Origin of the sequence: Nonomuraea sp. B5E05 (assembly GCF_039880665.1) — a bacterium.
Taxonomy (GTDB): Bacteria; Actinomycetota; Actinomycetes; order Streptosporangiales; family Streptosporangiaceae; genus Nonomuraea.
The window spans coordinates 345258-360808 of the sequence record NZ_JBDPMJ010000004.1; the positions used below are offsets into that span (position 1 = coordinate 345258).

The following is a 15551-nucleotide window of genomic DNA, read 5'->3' on the forward strand; positions in this document are numbered from 1 at the left end:
AAGTCCCGCTCACTAGGTTTCGGTCAGGACCGGTATTAAGCGAAAGGAAGCCGCCGATGAAGAAGGCAGCGGCAGTCGGCCTCGCGGCCGCCCTGAGCCTGGCGGCCGCCGGGTGCGGATCCAGCGGCGGCTCGGACAAGAGCGTCGTGACCCTGTGGATGTACCCCGTCATCGGGGACCAGGCGAAGAGCCAGGCGTTCTGGGGCAAGGTCGAGAAGGACTTCGAGGCCGCCAACCCCACGACCGACATCAAGATCGATCTGCAGCCCTGGGAGGGCCGTCAGGAGAAGGTCACCACGGCGCTCGTCTCGAAGAAGGGCTTCGACCTGGTCGTGCTCGGCCCCGACCAGATCCCGCAGTACGCCCAGCAGGGCACGATCGAGCCGGTCGACGACATCGTCGCCCCGGCCAAGGCCTCCTACCTGCCCAACTCGCTGACCGCCCTCACCGTCGACGGGAAGCTCTACGGCGTCCCCATCTACCAGACGATCACCGCGCCCATCTACAACAAGAAGCTGTTCTCCGAGGCGGGCGTGGACAAGGTGCCGGAGACGCTCGACGAGCTGAAGGAGGCCGCGCCCAAGCTGGCCGCCAAGAAGGTCGCCATCCTCGACTACCCGGGCAAGCCCGAGGTGACGCTCAACCAGAGCTTCTACCCGATCCTGTGGGCCAACGGCGGCACCGTCTTCGCCGCCGACGGCAAGAGCGTCGTCTTCAACGGCCCTGAGGGCGTGGCGAGCCTGCAGCTCCTGCTCGACCTGAAGGCCGCCGGCGGCCTGCCGCCGAACACCGCCAGCAAGGGCAACGACATCGAGGGCGGCCTGCTGGCCGCAGGCAAGACCGCCATGTACCATGCGGCCACCGCGGGCCAGGTCGACCAGCTCGGCGCCGCCATCGGCGAGGAGAACGTCGGCATCGGCCTGCCGCTCGAAGGCACGAAGCGGGTCGCGTTCGGCATCCCCGGAGGCCTGATGGTGGCCAAGCACTCCGAGAACAAGGAGGCGGCCAAGAAGTTCGCCTCCTACCTGGCCTCGCCGGAGGTCTCCGCCGCGCTGGCCAAGGAGTCGGGATTCTTCCCCGCGCGCACGGACGTGACCGTGCCCGGCCAGTCGGAGGCGTCCAAGGAGTTCGCCAAGTCCCTGCAGTACGCCTTCCCCGGTGACACCCACCCGAAGGCCCGGCAGGTGATGGGCGTGCTCGCCCCGCACATCCAGGCGGCGCTGCTCGGCAAGGAGGAGGACGCGAAGACCGCGCTCGACGCGGCCGCCGAAGAGGCGAACCAGCTGCTCGGCAGCGGCGGCTGAGAGGGAAGGAACCACCTGGTGCGTCAACGCTTGCGTGACCCGGTCACGGGCCTGCTGTTCGTGCTGCCCGTGCTCGTGCTTTTCCTGATCTTCCGGATCTTCCCGTCGCTGGGCGCGGCGGGCATGAGCCTGACGAACTGGAATATCGGCGGCGAGTGGGACATCATCGGCGCGGACAACTACGTCCGGCTGCTCGACGACGTGAACTTCTGGCTGAGCCTGCGGGTCACCCTCGTGTACTCCGCCGTCTACGTGCCGCTCACCATGATCGTGGCGCTCGGCACGGCGTTGCTGCTCAACCAGGTGGTCTTCATGCGCGGGCTGTTCCGCGGCATGCTCTTCCTGCCGTACGTGACCAGCTTCGTGCTCGCGGGCATCATCTGGCGCTGGATCTACGAGTTCAACGGCCTGATCAACGGCCTGCTCGCCAAGGCCGACCTCGGCCCCGTCGCCTTCCTGGAGGAGTCGGGGGTGGTCCTGCCCGCCCTGGCGGTCGTGGCGGTGTGGAAGGGCTTCGGCTACTCGATGCTGATCCTGCTGGCGGGCCTCAAGGCGATCCCGTCCTCCTACCTGGAGGCGGCCAGCATCGACGGGGCGAGCGCGTGGCAGCGCTTCCGCAGGATCACGCTGCCGCTGCTCAAGCCGGCGATCTTCTTCGTCATGGTGATCGAGACGATCAGCGCGTTCCAGACGTTCGACACGGTGTACGTGATGACCGGCGGCGGCCCGGCCAGGGCGACGTACACCCTCATCTACGGCATCTACGACCACGGTTTCCGGTCGTTCGACTTCGGCTACGCCGCCACCTGGGGCATGGTGCTGTTCGCGATCGTGCTGGTCGTGTCGCTGGTCCAGCGCCGCTTCCTGGACCGGGGGAACACATGACGATCACCACGACCTCCCGTCCCTCCGTACGGGCCGAGGCCCCAAGCGCGGCGCGCAGGCGGTGGTGGCGGGGCAGGTGGCCGCTGGCCGTCCTGCTCGCGCTGCTGTCGGTGCTGACCGTCAGCCCGTTCGTGGCGATGTTCATCGTGGCCCTGTCGCCGGCGGGCCGGCCGACCGTGCCCGCGGGGTGGCCGGATTCGCTCACGCTCGACAACATCACGATGGTGCTGTCGTCGTCCGGCTTCGTCACCTGGACGATCAACTCGCTGATCTACGCCCTGGTCTCCGTGGTGATCATCCTGCTCACCTCGTCGATGGCGGGCTACGCCTTCGCCAAGAAGCGCTTCCCCGGCCGCGAGGCCATGTTCTGGACGTTCCTCGCGACCATGATGGTGCCGTTCCAGGCCACGCTCATCCCGACGTTCGTGCTGGTCAACAGCTTGGAAGGGGTGGACACGTTCTGGGGGCTGATCGTGCCGACGCTGGCCAACTCGCAGGCCGTCTTCCTGATGCGGCAGTTCATCCTGGGCCTGCCGGACGAGCTGTTCGACGCCGCGAAGGTGGACGGCGCCTCCGAGTGGCGGGTGTACTGGACGATCGTGCTCCCGCTGACCAAGCCGATCCTCGCCACGCTGGGCGTGTTCGTGTTCCTGTGGCACTGGAACGACTTCCTGTGGCCCCTGGTCGTCGGGCAGAGCGACGCCACCCGCACGCTCACGGTGGGCCTGACCACGCTGCGGACCGAGGAGATGCAGCTGTCGCTGCTCATGGCCTCGGCGGCGGTGTCCGTGGTGCCGTGCCTGCTGGTGTTCTTCCTGCTGCAGCGCTACCTGGTCAACAGCATCGCGATGACGGGACTGAAATGATCGCCCTCAGCCTGGCTCCCGAGCTCCGCGAGATGTTCCTCCCGCCGCCCATCTTCACGCAGCTCGAGCGGCTGGCCCCGATCGGCCCGCTGGAGCGGGCGCGGGTGCTGGTCACCGGGTGGGACACTCCGCGCGTGGACGCGCAGACGCTGGCCCGCGCGCCGGAGCTGCGGCTCGTGGCGCACACCGGCGCGGCGGTGGGGTTCCTGGTCTCCGACGCGCTCTGGGGACGCGGCATCCGGGTGACCCAGACCGGAGCGGCGATGGCGCCCGCGGTGGGCGAGGTGGCGCTCACGTTCACGTTGTGCCTGCTGCACCAGGTGCACCGCTTCGACCACGGCCTGCGGTCCGGTTCGGGCTGGGCGGAGACCAGGCAGGCCGCCCGGCCACGGCGCGAGCTGCGCGGCAGCGTGGTCGGCGTCGTGGGCGCCTCCCGCACCGGCAGGGCGTACGCGGGCCTGGTCCGGGCGCTGGGCGCGGAGCTGCTGCTCGCCGACCCGACCGTCTCCGCCGGCGAGGCGGCCGGGCTGGGCGCCACGCTGGTGGAGCTCGACGACCTGCTGACGCGCAGTGACGTCGTGGCCCTGCACGCCCCCGCCATCCCGGCGACCCGGCGCCTGATCGGCCGCAGGGAGCTGGCGCTCATGCCCGACGGCGCGGCGCTGGTGAACACCGCCCGATCGTGGCTGGTCGACTCCGCCGCGCTCCTCGACGAACTGCGCTGCGGCAGGATCGACGCGGCACTCGACGTCTTCGACGAGGAGCCCCTCCCGGCGGACAGCCCGCTGCGCGGCCTGCCGAACGTGCTGCTCACGCCCCACCAGGCGGCGGGCACCGAGGAGGCCAGGCACCGGCAGGGAACGCTGACGGTCAGCGAGATCGCCAGGTTCCTGGCCGGTGAGCCGCTCCAGCACGAGATCACCCGCGAACAGCTGCGATGGACCGCCTAGTGCTCCAGAAGAGAGGGTCTAAGCTGTGCGAATGGCCCCTATCGACCCCCGTGCGGCCGCGCTGCGCGACCGGCTGCGCGGCACCCTGATCGCCGCCGCCGCGACGCCCATGACCGGGTCGGGCGAGGTCGACCTCGACGTGGTCTCGCGCTATTTCGCCGGTCTGGTGGCCGACGGCGCCACCGGCCTGGCCGTGCTCGCCCACACCGGCCGCGGGCCCTTCCTCGCACCCGGCGTCCGCGCCGCCGTCATCGAGCGCGCCGCCGCTCTGGACGTCCCGGTGCTGGTCGGCGTGGGCGGCGGTCCCGAGACCTGCGACCCGGCCGAGCAGGCGCGGGTGGCCGCCGGCCTGGGCGCGGACGGCGTGCTCGTGTTCCCGTCGGAGGGCGACAGGGCCGCGCTGCACGAGGAGGTGTGGCAGGCCGCCCGCCTGCCGATGGTCGCCTTCGACCTCTACACGCGACCGTGCCCGCCGGGCGTCCTGCGGGAGATCCTGCGGCACCCCGGCGTGGCCGGGCTCAAGACCGCGCTGCTGTCCGACGCCATCGGCTGCCAGCGGGCGATCGTGCTCGCCCGCGAGTCCGGCCGGCTGGCGATCACCGGGGAGGACCGCATGTTCGGGCCCTCGCTGCTGTGGGGGGCCGAGGCGGCGCTGGTGGGCATCGCGGCCGCCGCCGTCGAGGTGACGGCCGAGGTGATGCGCGCCTTCCGCGAACCCGGCCTGCGCGCGTTCGAGCAGGCATCGGGACGCCTCGACCGGCTGGCGGCCGTCACCTTCACCGACCCCATGGAGGGGTACGTCCAGCGCATGCTCTGGCTGGCCGCCGCCGAGGGCCGCATCCCCGGCACCCACGCCCACGACCCTCACGGCCCCGGCCTGACGGAGCGGGAACGCCTGGAACTGCAGGCCCGGGACTTCGGTCCGCCCCCGGCGCAGGAACGGGCCGAGGCGATCGCCTGAGCGAGGGCGCCGCCGGCCCGTACGGTGTCAGAGCCGGAAGAGGGCGGCGGCGTTGCGCCAGGCGATCCGCTCGGCCGTCTGCCCGGACAGGCCGGCCGCGGCGACCGCCCCGAAGGCCGACGACGGGTCGATCAGGGTCGCGTCCGTGCCGAACAGGAGCTGGGCCGGGTCCACACCCGCCACCACCTCCGCGATGCGGCCTGCCGGGGCGTGCGACCAGCAGGGCTCCAGATAGAGGCGGTCGCAGGCGCCCGCCGCCTCGATGGCGTGCCGGAACCCGTCCGCTCCCATGTGCCCGGCGATCACCCGCAGGCCGGGGATGTCCAGGCAGACCTCGGCCAGGTCGAGCACCGAGGTGCCCCACGTGTGCACGAGCGCCGGGCGGCCCGTCCCGGCGACCAGCGTCAGCGCCTCGCGCAGCCGCGCCGAGCCGACCGGCGAGCCCGTGTAGTCGGTGTGGATCTTGACGCCGACGAACCTGCCGCCCGGCAGGTACGCGCCCAGATCCGCCTCCGCCTCGCGCAGCCGGCGCGGGTTGACCGTGACGTAGCCGAGCAGGCGGTCCTGGGTCTCCAGGTACGCGGCCAGGGCGCGGTTGCCCGCCGGGGCGTCGTAGATCACGGCCTCGGTGGCGGAGACGATCGCCCGGTCGATGCCGTAGCGGTCCATGGTGGCCAGGGTGGAGCCGGCCACGTCCATGGTGAAGAACCACGGGCCCCAGTGGGCGTGCACGTCGATGATCACAGCGCGGGCCTCCTCGGCGTCCCGGCGAGCAGCCTCGTCGCGTTGCCGCCCGCCACCGCGGCGATCTCCGCCGGCCCCAGGCCGCTGGTGGCCAGGCGGAGGAGGGGGACGAGGGGTTCGTAGTGGGGGGTGCGCGAGCCGTACAGCAGGCGGCCGGCCCCGATCTCCGCGGCGACCGTCTCCAGCGCGTCGGGGGAGTTGAGCAGGCGGGTGGAGGTGTGGAAGCCGGGCTCGTCCGCGGCGGCCACCAGGAAGTCGCCCAGGTGGTAGAAGTGCGTGTCGAGGAAGACCACGTCGGCCCCGAGGCCGGCGAAGGGCTGCCAGAACCTGCGTACGTCGCCGCCGGTGAGCACCACCAGGCCGAGTCGCGCCGCCCCGCGGGCGACGTGCCGGACGGACGGGAAGCCCGCTTCGACCCCCTGCTCGTCGGGGAACAAGCGGACGGCCCTGGCCCCCGCCGACGCCAGCCGCTCCAGCTCGCGGGCCGCGCCGATCGGGTCGCGCAGGTCCACGGCCCCGACGGGAACGATTTCCGGGCGCGCGGCCATGGCCAGCAGTTCGTCGTTGCCCGTGCGCACGTCGAACAGCGCCGCCCGCAGGTTGGCCACGGCCGCCGCCCGGACGTGGTGCGCGGCCAGCGTCTCCAGCACGGCGCCGGGCGTGCCGGGCGGCCCGTCGCGGTCCGGGTACGCCCCGAACAGCACGTCCACGTCGAGCGTCACCTCAAGCTCGCCCACCAGCCGCCACGCGTCGAAGGGCGTGGCGGACCCAGCATTTTCGGGCCCGTCCTCAATCGACATGCCGGTTATTATGTCATTGACGACGTGCATTGCTGAAGATACGGTCAAGACCTTAATCGGGGTTCGCTCCGCCTCCGCGGTCGTCGTCGATCGCGCCGGGCGCGCACCGCCCGCCCTTGACCGCCGCTCCATCGCCCGGATAGTTTCGGTCTGTGCCGAAATATGTGATCGATGCGCACCGGCTCGTCGGTCCCGTGCCGTTCGACGACCTGCCGGCGGATCCCCGGGGCGAGATGGACCGGCTGGGCATCGACCGGGCCCTCGTCACCCACACGCTCAGCCTCTACTCCGACCCGGGAGCGGGCAACGAGGCCCTGCTCGCGCTCGACGATCCCCGGCTCGTCCCCGTGCCCGTGGTGGTGCCAGGGGAGACGGACGAGCCGCCGCCCGGCGTACGGATGGTCAGGCTCTGCCCGGAACGTCACCGGTTCGATCTCACGGGCCCGGCTACGCTGCGCTGCCTGCCCGCCCTCGGGCTGCCCGCCGCGATCGACCTCGACGAGACCTCGCCCGCCCAGCTCCGCCACCTCGCCGAGCGCCTGCCCCGCCAGCGCCTCCTCGTGCTCAACCCCGGCTACCGCAGGCTGCGCGGGCTGGGCGAGCTGATGGACGAGGCGCCGAACGTGTGGGCCGAGATCGGCACCGTCAACACCCAGGGCGGCGTCGAATGGCTGGCCGCGCGGTTCGGCGCGGGGCGGCTGGTGTTCGGCACCGGAGCGCCCGTCGCCGACGACTGCGGGCCGCGCTTCCTGCTCGACCACCTCGACCTGCCCGCCGAGGACGTCGAACGGATCGCCTCGGGGTCGCTGGAGGCGCTGCTGTGATCCTCGACGCCCACGGCCACGTGGGGACCTGGCCGGACTTCCTCATCCCGCACTCCGCCGCCGAGCACCTCGTGGCCGCGATGGACCGGATCGGCGTGACCGCGATGGGCATCAGCCACCTGCTCGCCGTCGGTCCCGACGCGGTGCGCGGCAACGCGACGGCCTTGCAGATCGCCGAGCGCTTCCCCGGCAGGTTCGGGGTCTGGCAGGTCTACAACCCGCACCACCGCACGCCGCTCCCCGCCGAGGGCGCGCGGGGCGTGTGGGGGGTCAAACTCCACCCCGACGTGCACCAGTGCCGCCTCGACGACCCCTTGTACGAGCCGGTCTGGCGCTGCGGCCTGCCGGTTCTCGCGCACGGCCAGACCGACTCGCCATGGAGCGACCCGGCCCAGTTCGCCGCCGTCGCCGCACGCCATCCGCACGTGCCGCTGCTCATGGGGCACACGGGGCTCTGGCCGTACGGGTTCGGCCGCGCGGCCCGGCTCGTGGCCGATCATCCCAACGTGTTCCTGGAGACGTGCGGCTCGAAGATGACCGGTCGCTGGATCGCCCGGCTGGCCGCTCTCGCGGGGGCGGAGCGGGTGCTGTTCGGCTCGGACGCGTGCTTCCTCGACGTGCGTACGGGCTACGGCCGTGTCGCGCTGGCCCCGCTCGCCGACGCCGACCGCGCTCTCATCCAGGGCGGCAATCTGGCCCGCCTCCTCGGTCTTCCCCTGCCTGATCTGCCCGGCTCGCCCGAGTCGCCTGGTTCGCCGGAGAAGGGACATCCAGCGTGACGCTCGCCATCCACGGAGGCGCCCCCGTCCGGACGGCCCCCTGGCCGGCCTGGCCGCCGCCCGTCGACCCCGCCCAGCGCGAGCTGGTCACGAAGGTGCTGGAGAGCGGCCTCTGGGGCGCCACACAGGGCGGCTCCGTCGTCGCGGACCTGACCGCCGCGTTCGCCCGCCGCTCCGGCGTCCGGCACGGCGTCGCCGTGGCCAACGCCACGCTGGGCCTGTTCGCGGCGCTGCGCGGCCTGGGCGTCGGCAGGGGGGACGAGGTGATCGTGCCGGCGTACACGTTCGTGGCCTCGGCCACCGCGGTGCTGCTGGCCGGAGCCACCCCCGTGATCGCCGACGTCGACCCCGTGGACCTGCACCTGTCCCCGGGCGCGGTGCGCGATGCGCTGACCGGCAGGACGGCCGCGATCATGCCCGTCCACCTGGCGGGCAGCCCCGCCGACATGGACGCGCTGAACGACCTGGCCGCCCGCCATAGCCTCGCGGTCGTCGAGGACGCCGCCCAGGCGCACGGCGCCACGTACAAGGACCGTCCGGTCGGTGGCCTGGGTGACGCCGGCGTCTACAGCTTCCAGGCGAGCAAGGCGATGACCGCGGGGGAGGGCGGCCTGATCGTCTGCCGTGACGAGGCCGTGCACGAGCGCGTCTGGTCGGTCTGCAATCTCGGGCGCGCGCTGGGCGGGCAGTGGTACGGTCACCCGTCCGTCGGCTGGAACCTGCGCCTGACCGAACTCCAGGCGGCGCTGCTGCTGCCGTGGCTGGACCGGCTCGACGAGGAGATCGACCGCAGGAACACCTTCTGCGCCGCTCTCGAGCGCGAGCTGGCCGCCGTCCCCGGGGCCGACGTGGTGCCCGCGACGGAGGGCACCACCCGCGACTCGCGCCACCTCCTCATGTTGCGCCTCGATTCCGGCGTGGACCGCGCGTTCCTGCTGAGGGCCGTGGCCGCCGAAGGCGTGCCGCTGGACGCCGGCTACCCGCCGCTCGGCACCATGTCCGCGCTGACCGGCGAGGGCGCCCGCGCCGAGCCGTGCCCCGCCGCCACCGAGGCGTCGAACACCGTGGTGTGGGTGCGCCAGTCGATGCTCATGGAGGCGCCGGCCGCCGCGGCCGACATCGCCGAGGCCCTCGCGAAGGTGCTGAGTCATGAGGGCGACGCCGGGATCGCGAATTAGTTCCTTCACCGTAATCCAGGTATTGACGACATAACAGCGCCTCTCTAGATTTCGGTCATGACCTTAATTAGACGAATGCTGACTGCCGCGATGGCGGCCGTCCTCGTGGCACTGGCAGCGGCCGCCCCCGCGGGCGCCGCGGAGCGCCGGGTGGAGGACTTGGGCGTGCCCCTGGAGGACGTGCTGCTGATCGGCGGCGTCGTGGCGCCGGGCCCCGGTGGAAAGACCGTGCTCTGGAGCGCGTCCTCCGGCAGCCCCGCCCATCTCAACGCCGTCGATCCGGTCACCGGAGCCGAGGTGGCCAGGTACGACCTGCCGGGCGGCGAAGGCTCATGGGCCGTGGAAGCCGCCGGCGACGGCAGCGTCTACGTCGGCACGTACGGTGACGGGCGGCTCTACCGCTGGACGGATCAGGGCGGTGTGCAGGACCTCGGCCGGCCCTTGCCCTCGGAGAACTTCATCTGGTCCGTGACGGCAGGTGCGGGCGCCACCGTCTACGGCGGCACCTACCCGGGCGGCCGCCTGTTCGCCTACGACCCCGGGACCGGCGTACGCGACTACGGCAGGCTCTCGCCTGCCCACAGCTACGTCCGCAGCGTCTCCTACGCCGACGGGAAGATCTACGCCGGCACCGAAGCACCCGCCGCGGTCTTCGAGATCGACGCCGCCTCCGGCGCCGTCAGGCAGCTCCCCCTTCCCGACGGCCTCGACCCGGCGGGCAAGTGGGCCTACGACGTGGACGTCGCCGCCGGCCACCTCTACGTCCGCTTCGGCAGCGCCTTCCCCGGCCCGCTGCACGTGTGGGACATCGCCGCCGGCCGCTGGAGCGACACCCTCGATCCCGCCCACGGCCTGGACGTCTCGCCGCCCGACGCCGACGGCGCGGTCTACCTCATCAAGGACGCCGAACTCGTCCGCTACGACCCGAAGACGAAGGAGACGACGGGCACGGGCATGCCGTTCACGGGCCGCGTCGCCAACACCCGCGGCATCGGCTGGGCCGAGCTGGGCCTGCCGGACTACCCGGGCAAGAGCGTCGTGGGCCTGCTCTGGCGCGGGCTGATGTTCCGCTACAACCCGCAGACCGGCGCGACGTCGTTCGTGCAGACACAGGTCAAGGGCGAGCCCATCGACGTGACCGCGCTCTCGGAAGGCCCCGACGGCCGCATGTACGCCGGCGGCTTCCTCAACGGCGGTTTCGCCGCCCTGGACCCGGACACGGGCGAGCGCGCCGAGTTCCACACGTTCTCGCAGAGCGAGGACATGGCCACGCACGACGGAAAGCTCTACGTCGGCGCCTATCCCGACGCCAGGGTCTACGCCTACGATCCGAAGCTGCCGTGGAACAGCCCCGAGTACTCGCCGAGCCCCGAGCCGGGCCCGGCGGACAACCCGGCGCGCCTGTTCGACCTGTACGCCGACAAGCAGATCAGGCCGCGGGCGCTGGCGTCGGCGGGCCGCTACCTCGCCGCGGGCACCATGCCGGACCTCGGCCACCTGGGCGGCGTGCTGGCGGTCTGGGACCCGGAGACCGGCAAGCTCAAGCACTCCCAGCGCAACGTGATCAAGGACCAGAGCATCGTCTCGCTCGCCTACCGCGACGGCGTGCTCTACGGCGGCACCTCCATCTACAGCGGCCAGTCGGCCACGCCGCCGACCCAGCCGGAGGCCAAGCTCTTCGCCTGGTCGGTGAAGGACGACCGGTTGCTGTGGGAGATCGTCCCCGCGCCGGGCAAGCCGGCCGTCCCCGCGCTGACGTTCGACGATCGGGGCACGCTGTGGGGGATCGCCGGCGGCGAGGTCTTCGCCGTCAACACGGCCGCCCGCAAGGTGGTCAAGCGGGTCACGCTGTCGGACAGCGAGAGCGCGAGCGGGCAGCTCTCCTTTAACCGGCGTGACCGCACGCTGTACGGCGCCCACGCCGGCCAGTACGTCTTCTCGCTCGACCCGCGCACCGGCCGGCACACCCAGCTGAAGCAGGGACCCGTGCACCAGCTCGCGGTGCACGGGTCGGGAGACGTCTACTTCGCCGAGGGCCCGCGTCTGTTCCGGCTCACGGGTCAGCAGACGCGGTAGGTGGAGAAGTTCTCGAAGCGCCAATAACGGTCTCGACCGTAATTTGGCCGGTGGCTCCGTGGCAAGATGGCGGGCGTGGGCCCTTCAGTGATCATCGCCGTCCGGCACGGAGAGAGCGAGGCCAACCTCGCCTACCGGCGGGCCGGTGACACGCCGCTGGTCTACGAGCGGGGCGACGACGAGGTGACGCTGACGGAGCAGGGCAGGGCGCAGGCCGCGGCCCTCGGGCGGCTGCTGGCCGCACTGCCCGCGGGCGAGGCGCCCGAGCTGGTGTGGTGCTCGCCCTATCTGCGCGCCCTCGACACGTGGCGGATCGCCCAGGCGACCTGGGGGATCCACCCGCTCCCCGTCACCGTGGACGAACGGCTCAAAGACCAGGAGGCGGGCGAGTTCGCCCGCTACAACCCCGCCGCGGTCAGGCAGCGGTTCCCCGGCGAGCAGGAGCGGCGGGAGGCGGAAGGGGCCTGGGCCTACCGCCCGCCCGGGGGCGAGTCGCTGGCCGACGTGGTGGCCCGGTTGCGTGACCTCCTCGCCGGCCTGCCGCGGCGGGCCGACGGCCGGCGGGTGCTGATCGTCGCCCACGACTCCGTGGTGCTGGGGCTGCGCCACGTCGTCGCCGGCGGCCCCGACGCGGAGCTCGCGGCCGTGCTGGAGTTCGCGCCGGTGCTCAACGCCTCCGTGTCGGTCTGGCGTACCGGCGGCGGCCGCTTCGAGCTCGTCCGCTTCAACGACGTCGGCCACCTCGGCCCCTGACGTTCCGGGGCTCGTCCGCCGCGACGACGTCGGCCACCTCGACCCGGGGCTCGTCCGCCGCGACGAGCTCGCCTGTTACGGGCCCTGACGTCACCCCGTCCGGATGATCAGGTCGGCGCGTTGCCGCGTCCGGTCCTCGGCGAACCACGCGCGCTCGGCCGCGAACCACCTCCGCCACCGCGGCTCCAGCTCGGGTCCGTCCCGCTCCAGGACGCGCGCCAGGCGCACCGCCTCGGACGCCTCCACCCAGACGGTGTACGCCAGCAGCTCCGCCACCGAGGCCCTGGCCGTGCCGACCCCCTCGATGACGAGCGCCGGCGCGACCGGCACGGTCACCTGTTCGGCGTATTCGCCCCGCACCCAGTCGTACCTGCGAAAACACCCCGGACGGCCGTGGCGCAACGGATCGATCACCTGCGACTCCAGCGCGTGGAACCAGCCGCCGGGCCCGTCGTCCCACGGCACGGGGAAGTCGTCGCTGTGGATCACCTGGGACCCCAGGTCTGCGGAGAGCCGCCGCGCGAACGTCGTCTTGCCCGCCCCAGCGGGCCCGTCCACGGCCACCAGGCGGACAGGGCCGCATGACGGGGGCAGTTTCCCGATGACCGCGGCCGGCGGATTCATCGGACCAGGGTAGAGGAGGCAGGCCCCGCGCCTGAGAGAATGTTCTTTCGCCCTTGGATCGCATGTAGGAGGTTGATCTTGCTCGGACCCCTCGGCGGCATCGTCGTACTCGATCTTTCCAGGGCCCTGGCCGGGCCGCACGCCGCGCAGATGCTGGGTGACCTGGGCGCCAGGGTGATCAAGGTCGAGCATCCGGACGGCGGTGACGAGTCCCGGGGCTGGGGACCGCCGTTCGCTGGGCCGGATCACGACGTTTCGACCTATTTCCTGGCGGCCAACCGCAACAAGCAGTCCATCACCGTCGACATGAAGTCCGTGGAGGGCAAGGAGCTCATCGAGCGCCTCGTCCGCCAGAGCGACGTCCTCGTGGAGAACTTCCGCACCGGCGTGCTCGACCGTCTCGGCTTCTCCGTCGAGCGCCTCCACGAGCTCAACCCCCGCCTCGTCATCCTGTCCATCACCGGGTTCGGCCACGACGGCCCGGAAGGCGGCCGCCCCGGCTACGACCAGATCGCCCAGGGCGAGGCCGGCCTGATGTCGCTGACCGGCCCCTCACCCGACGAGCCCTACCGCGTCGGCGCGTCGATCGCCGACCTGCTGGCCGGCATCCACGGCGCCTACGGCGTGGCCGGCGCACTCTACGAGCGCGAGCGCACCGGCAAGGGCCGGGTCGTGCGCACGTCGCTGCTGGCCGCCGTCACCGGCGTGCACGCCTACCACGGCACCGCCTGGACGGTCGGCGGCAAGGTGCCCGGCCCCGGCGGCAACCACCACGCCTCCATCGCCCCCTACGGCGCCTTCCGCTGCGCCGACGGCATGTTGCAGATCGCCGCGGCCAACGACGGCCAGTGGAAGAAGGTCGCCGCCCTGCTCGGCATCGACCCCGCCGATCCGCGATACGCCACCAACAGGGAGCGGTTCGCCCACCGCGACGAGCTGATCGCCGACATGGAGCGGGCCCTGGCAGCCCATGACCGCGCCCACTGGCTGGCCAGGCTGGCCGAGGCCGGTGTGCCCGCGGGCGCGATCAGATCGATCGACGAGGTCTACGCCTGGGAGCAGACCCGCTCGCAGGGCCTGGTCGTCGAGGTGGAGCATCCGGTGCTCGGGAAGATCGAGCTGCCGGGGCCGCCGCTGCGGTTCGACGGCCTCACCGGGGCCGAGCACAGCGCGCCGCCCGCGCTCGGCCAGGACAACGACGCCGTGCTCACCTGGCTGGAGGCGCGCGAACAATGATCCGCCACCCGCGGCACCGGACGGCGCTCTCATGCGTCACCATTGCAAGGATGCCCGACTTCTAGGGAGTGATAGTGAGCCGTCCGGACGCGCGCACACTGATCGACACGGTCCTCGACAAGGACTCGTGGACATCGTGGGACGCGCCGCCAGCCGACCCGGCGCCGCCCGGCTCCTCCTACGCCGACGAGCTGGCCGCGGCCCGCGCCAAGTCCGGCTACGACGAGGCGGTGATCACCGGCGAAGGGCGGCTCGACGGGCGCAGGGTCGCCGTGGCGGCCTGCGAGTTCTCGTTCATGGCGGGCTCGATCGGGGTGGCGGCGGCCGAGCGCTTCGTCAGCGCGGTCGAGCGGGCCACGCGCGAGGGGTTGCCGCTGCTGTCCGCGCCGGCCTCGGGCGGCACGCGGATGCAGGAGGGCGCGCTCGCGTTCGTGCAGATGGTGAAGATCACCGCCGCGATCCAGGCACACCGCGCCGCCGGCCTGCCCTACCTGGTCTACCTGCGGCATCCGACGACCGGCGGGGTCTTCGCGTCGTGGGCGTCGCTGGGGCACGTCGCGGCGGCCGAGCCGGAGGCGCTGATCGGATTCATGGGGCCGAGGGTGTTCGAGTCGCTGCACGGCTACCCCTTTCCCGAGGGCGTTCAGGTGTCGGAGAACCTGCACCGCAAGGGGCTGCTCGACGCGGTGGTGTCGGCCGGGGAAGCGCGCGACGTCGCGATCAAGGCGCTCGCCGTGCTCGCCGCCGACAGGTCCGCCGTCGTGGCCGGCGCTCCCCCCGAGGAGGATCTACGGCCCGTGGAAGCGTGGGAGGCGATCACCCGCTCGCGCCGCGACGACCGGCCCGGCGTGCGCACGCTGCTCAAACTGGCCGCCACCGACGTGACCCCGCTCAGCGGCACCGGCGAGGGCGAGAACGAACCGGGGCTGCTGCTGGCGCTGGCCAAGTTCGGCACCGCGCCGGCGGTGGTGCTCGGCCAGGACCGGCGCTTCCAGCGGGCCAACTCGCCGCTGGGCCCGGCCGGGCTCCGCGCGGCCAGGCGCGGCATGCGGCTGGCGGCAGAGCTGGACCTGCCCCTGGTGACCGTCGTCGACACGGCGGGCGCCGACCTGTCGAAGTCGGCCGAGGAGGGCGGCCTGGCCGCCGAGATCGCCCGCTGCCTGGCCGAACTGGTCATGCTCGACGCGCCCACCGTGTGCCTGCTGCTCGGCGAGGGCGCGGGCGGGGCGGCGCTGGCGCTGCTGCCCGCCGACCGGGTGCTCTGCGCGCAGCACGCCTGGCTGTCGCCGCTGCCGCCCGAGGGGGCCTCCGCCATCCTCTACCGCTCGGTCGACTTCGCCCCCGAGATCGCCCAGGCGCAGCACATCCGCGCCACCGACCTGCGGCGCGACGGCATCGTCGACCGGGTCATCCCCGAGGTGCCCGACGCCGCGTACGAGCCGCGCAACTTCTGCGAACGGGTGGGGCGGGCGCTGGAGCACGAGATCGCGCTGCTGCTGCGGGCGGCCCCCGCCGACCGGCTCGCCGCCCGCCAGGCCCGCTACCGCGGCCTCGGCATCTCCGCCGGTTAG

At 72.5% G+C, this 15551-nt stretch carries 15 protein-coding genes; 12 read left to right on the forward strand and 3 right to left on the reverse strand.

Annotation, left to right across the window (positions count from 1 at the left end; all coding sequences use genetic code 11):
* The first annotated feature begins 56 nt into the window (after positions 1–56).
* From ABGB01_RS10385 to ABGB01_RS10405, 5 genes are read left to right on the forward strand one after another with little or no spacing between them, the layout of a single operon-like run.
* On the forward strand, positions 57–1304 hold the full coding sequence (locus tag ABGB01_RS10385) for a sugar ABC transporter substrate-binding protein (protein WP_347772702.1): 1248 nt from the start codon (positions 57–59) through the stop codon (positions 1302–1304).
* 18 nt (positions 1305–1322) lie between these two features.
* Positions 1323–2189, forward strand: a complete 867-nt coding sequence (locus tag ABGB01_RS10390) for a sugar ABC transporter permease (RefSeq protein WP_347618203.1) — start codon at positions 1323–1325, stop codon at positions 2187–2189.
* Positions 2186–3055, forward strand: a complete 870-nt coding sequence (locus ABGB01_RS10395; protein WP_347772704.1) for a carbohydrate ABC transporter permease — start codon at positions 2186–2188, stop codon at positions 3053–3055. The genes ABGB01_RS10390 and ABGB01_RS10395 overlap by 4 nt, the downstream gene beginning before the upstream one ends.
* Positions 3052–4005, forward strand: a complete 954-nt coding sequence (locus tag ABGB01_RS10400) for a hydroxyacid dehydrogenase (RefSeq protein WP_347772706.1) — start codon at positions 3052–3054, stop codon at positions 4003–4005. Before ABGB01_RS10395 ends, ABGB01_RS10400 begins: the two co-directional genes overlap by 4 nt.
* A 31-nt stretch (positions 4006–4036) precedes the next feature.
* Complete coding sequence (locus tag ABGB01_RS10405; RefSeq protein WP_347772708.1) at positions 4037–4966, forward strand: dihydrodipicolinate synthase family protein; 930 nt, start codon at positions 4037–4039, stop codon at positions 4964–4966.
* A 27-nt stretch (positions 4967–4993) separates the two neighbouring features.
* Here ABGB01_RS10405 and ABGB01_RS10410 read toward each other — a convergent pair whose 3' ends face one another.
* Positions 4994–5710, reverse strand: coding sequence for an amidohydrolase family protein (locus ABGB01_RS10410; protein WP_347772710.1), 717 nt, complete (start codon positions 5708–5710; stop codon positions 4994–4996).
* Positions 5707–6510 (reverse strand): hypothetical protein, encoded by an 804-nt coding sequence (locus tag ABGB01_RS10415; RefSeq protein WP_347772712.1) that lies wholly within the window; start codon positions 6508–6510, stop codon positions 5707–5709. The genes ABGB01_RS10410 and ABGB01_RS10415 overlap by 4 nt, the downstream gene beginning before the upstream one ends.
* Before the next feature lie 152 nt (positions 6511–6662).
* Here ABGB01_RS10415 and ABGB01_RS10420 point away from each other — a divergent pair, with 152 nt between their 5' ends.
* The 5 genes from ABGB01_RS10420 (at position 6663) to ABGB01_RS10440 (ending at position 12120) form a co-directional block, all read left to right on the forward strand.
* Complete coding sequence (locus ABGB01_RS10420; protein WP_347772714.1) at positions 6663–7334, forward strand: amidohydrolase family protein; 672 nt, start codon at positions 6663–6665, stop codon at positions 7332–7334.
* Complete coding sequence (locus ABGB01_RS10425) at positions 7331–8113, forward strand: amidohydrolase family protein (RefSeq protein WP_347772716.1); 783 nt, start codon at positions 7331–7333, stop codon at positions 8111–8113. Before ABGB01_RS10420 ends, ABGB01_RS10425 begins: the two co-directional genes overlap by 4 nt.
* Entirely contained in the window at positions 8110–9291 is a 1182-nt protein-coding gene (locus ABGB01_RS10430; RefSeq protein WP_347772718.1) for a DegT/DnrJ/EryC1/StrS family aminotransferase, read from the forward strand. The genes ABGB01_RS10425 and ABGB01_RS10430 overlap by 4 nt, the downstream gene beginning before the upstream one ends.
* 75 nt (positions 9292–9366) lie before the next feature.
* Positions 9367–11367 carry a PQQ-binding-like beta-propeller repeat protein gene (locus tag ABGB01_RS10435; protein ID WP_347772720.1) on the forward strand — a complete coding sequence of 667 codons (2001 nt, stop codon included), beginning with the start codon at positions 9367–9369 and terminating at the stop codon, positions 11365–11367.
* A gap of 75 nt (positions 11368–11442) precedes the next feature.
* A complete protein-coding gene (locus tag ABGB01_RS10440) occupies positions 11443–12120 on the forward strand; it encodes a histidine phosphatase family protein (protein ID WP_347772722.1) in 678 nt (225 codons plus the stop codon).
* 90 nt (positions 12121–12210) lie between these two features.
* Here the strand turns inward: ABGB01_RS10440 and ABGB01_RS10445 are convergent, their stop codons facing one another.
* Entirely contained in the window at positions 12211–12744 is a 534-nt protein-coding gene (locus tag ABGB01_RS10445) for a hypothetical protein (protein ID WP_347772724.1), read from the reverse strand.
* A gap of 78 nt (positions 12745–12822) precedes the next feature.
* Between ABGB01_RS10445 and ABGB01_RS10450 the strand changes: the two genes are divergently transcribed.
* Positions 12823–13980: a CoA transferase gene (locus ABGB01_RS10450; protein ID WP_347772726.1), complete on the forward strand. Its 1158-nt coding sequence runs from the start codon at positions 12823–12825 to the stop codon at positions 13978–13980.
* A gap of 74 nt (positions 13981–14054) precedes the next feature.
* Complete coding sequence (locus ABGB01_RS10455; protein ID WP_347772728.1) at positions 14055–15551, forward strand: carboxyl transferase domain-containing protein; 1497 nt, start codon at positions 14055–14057, stop codon at positions 15549–15551.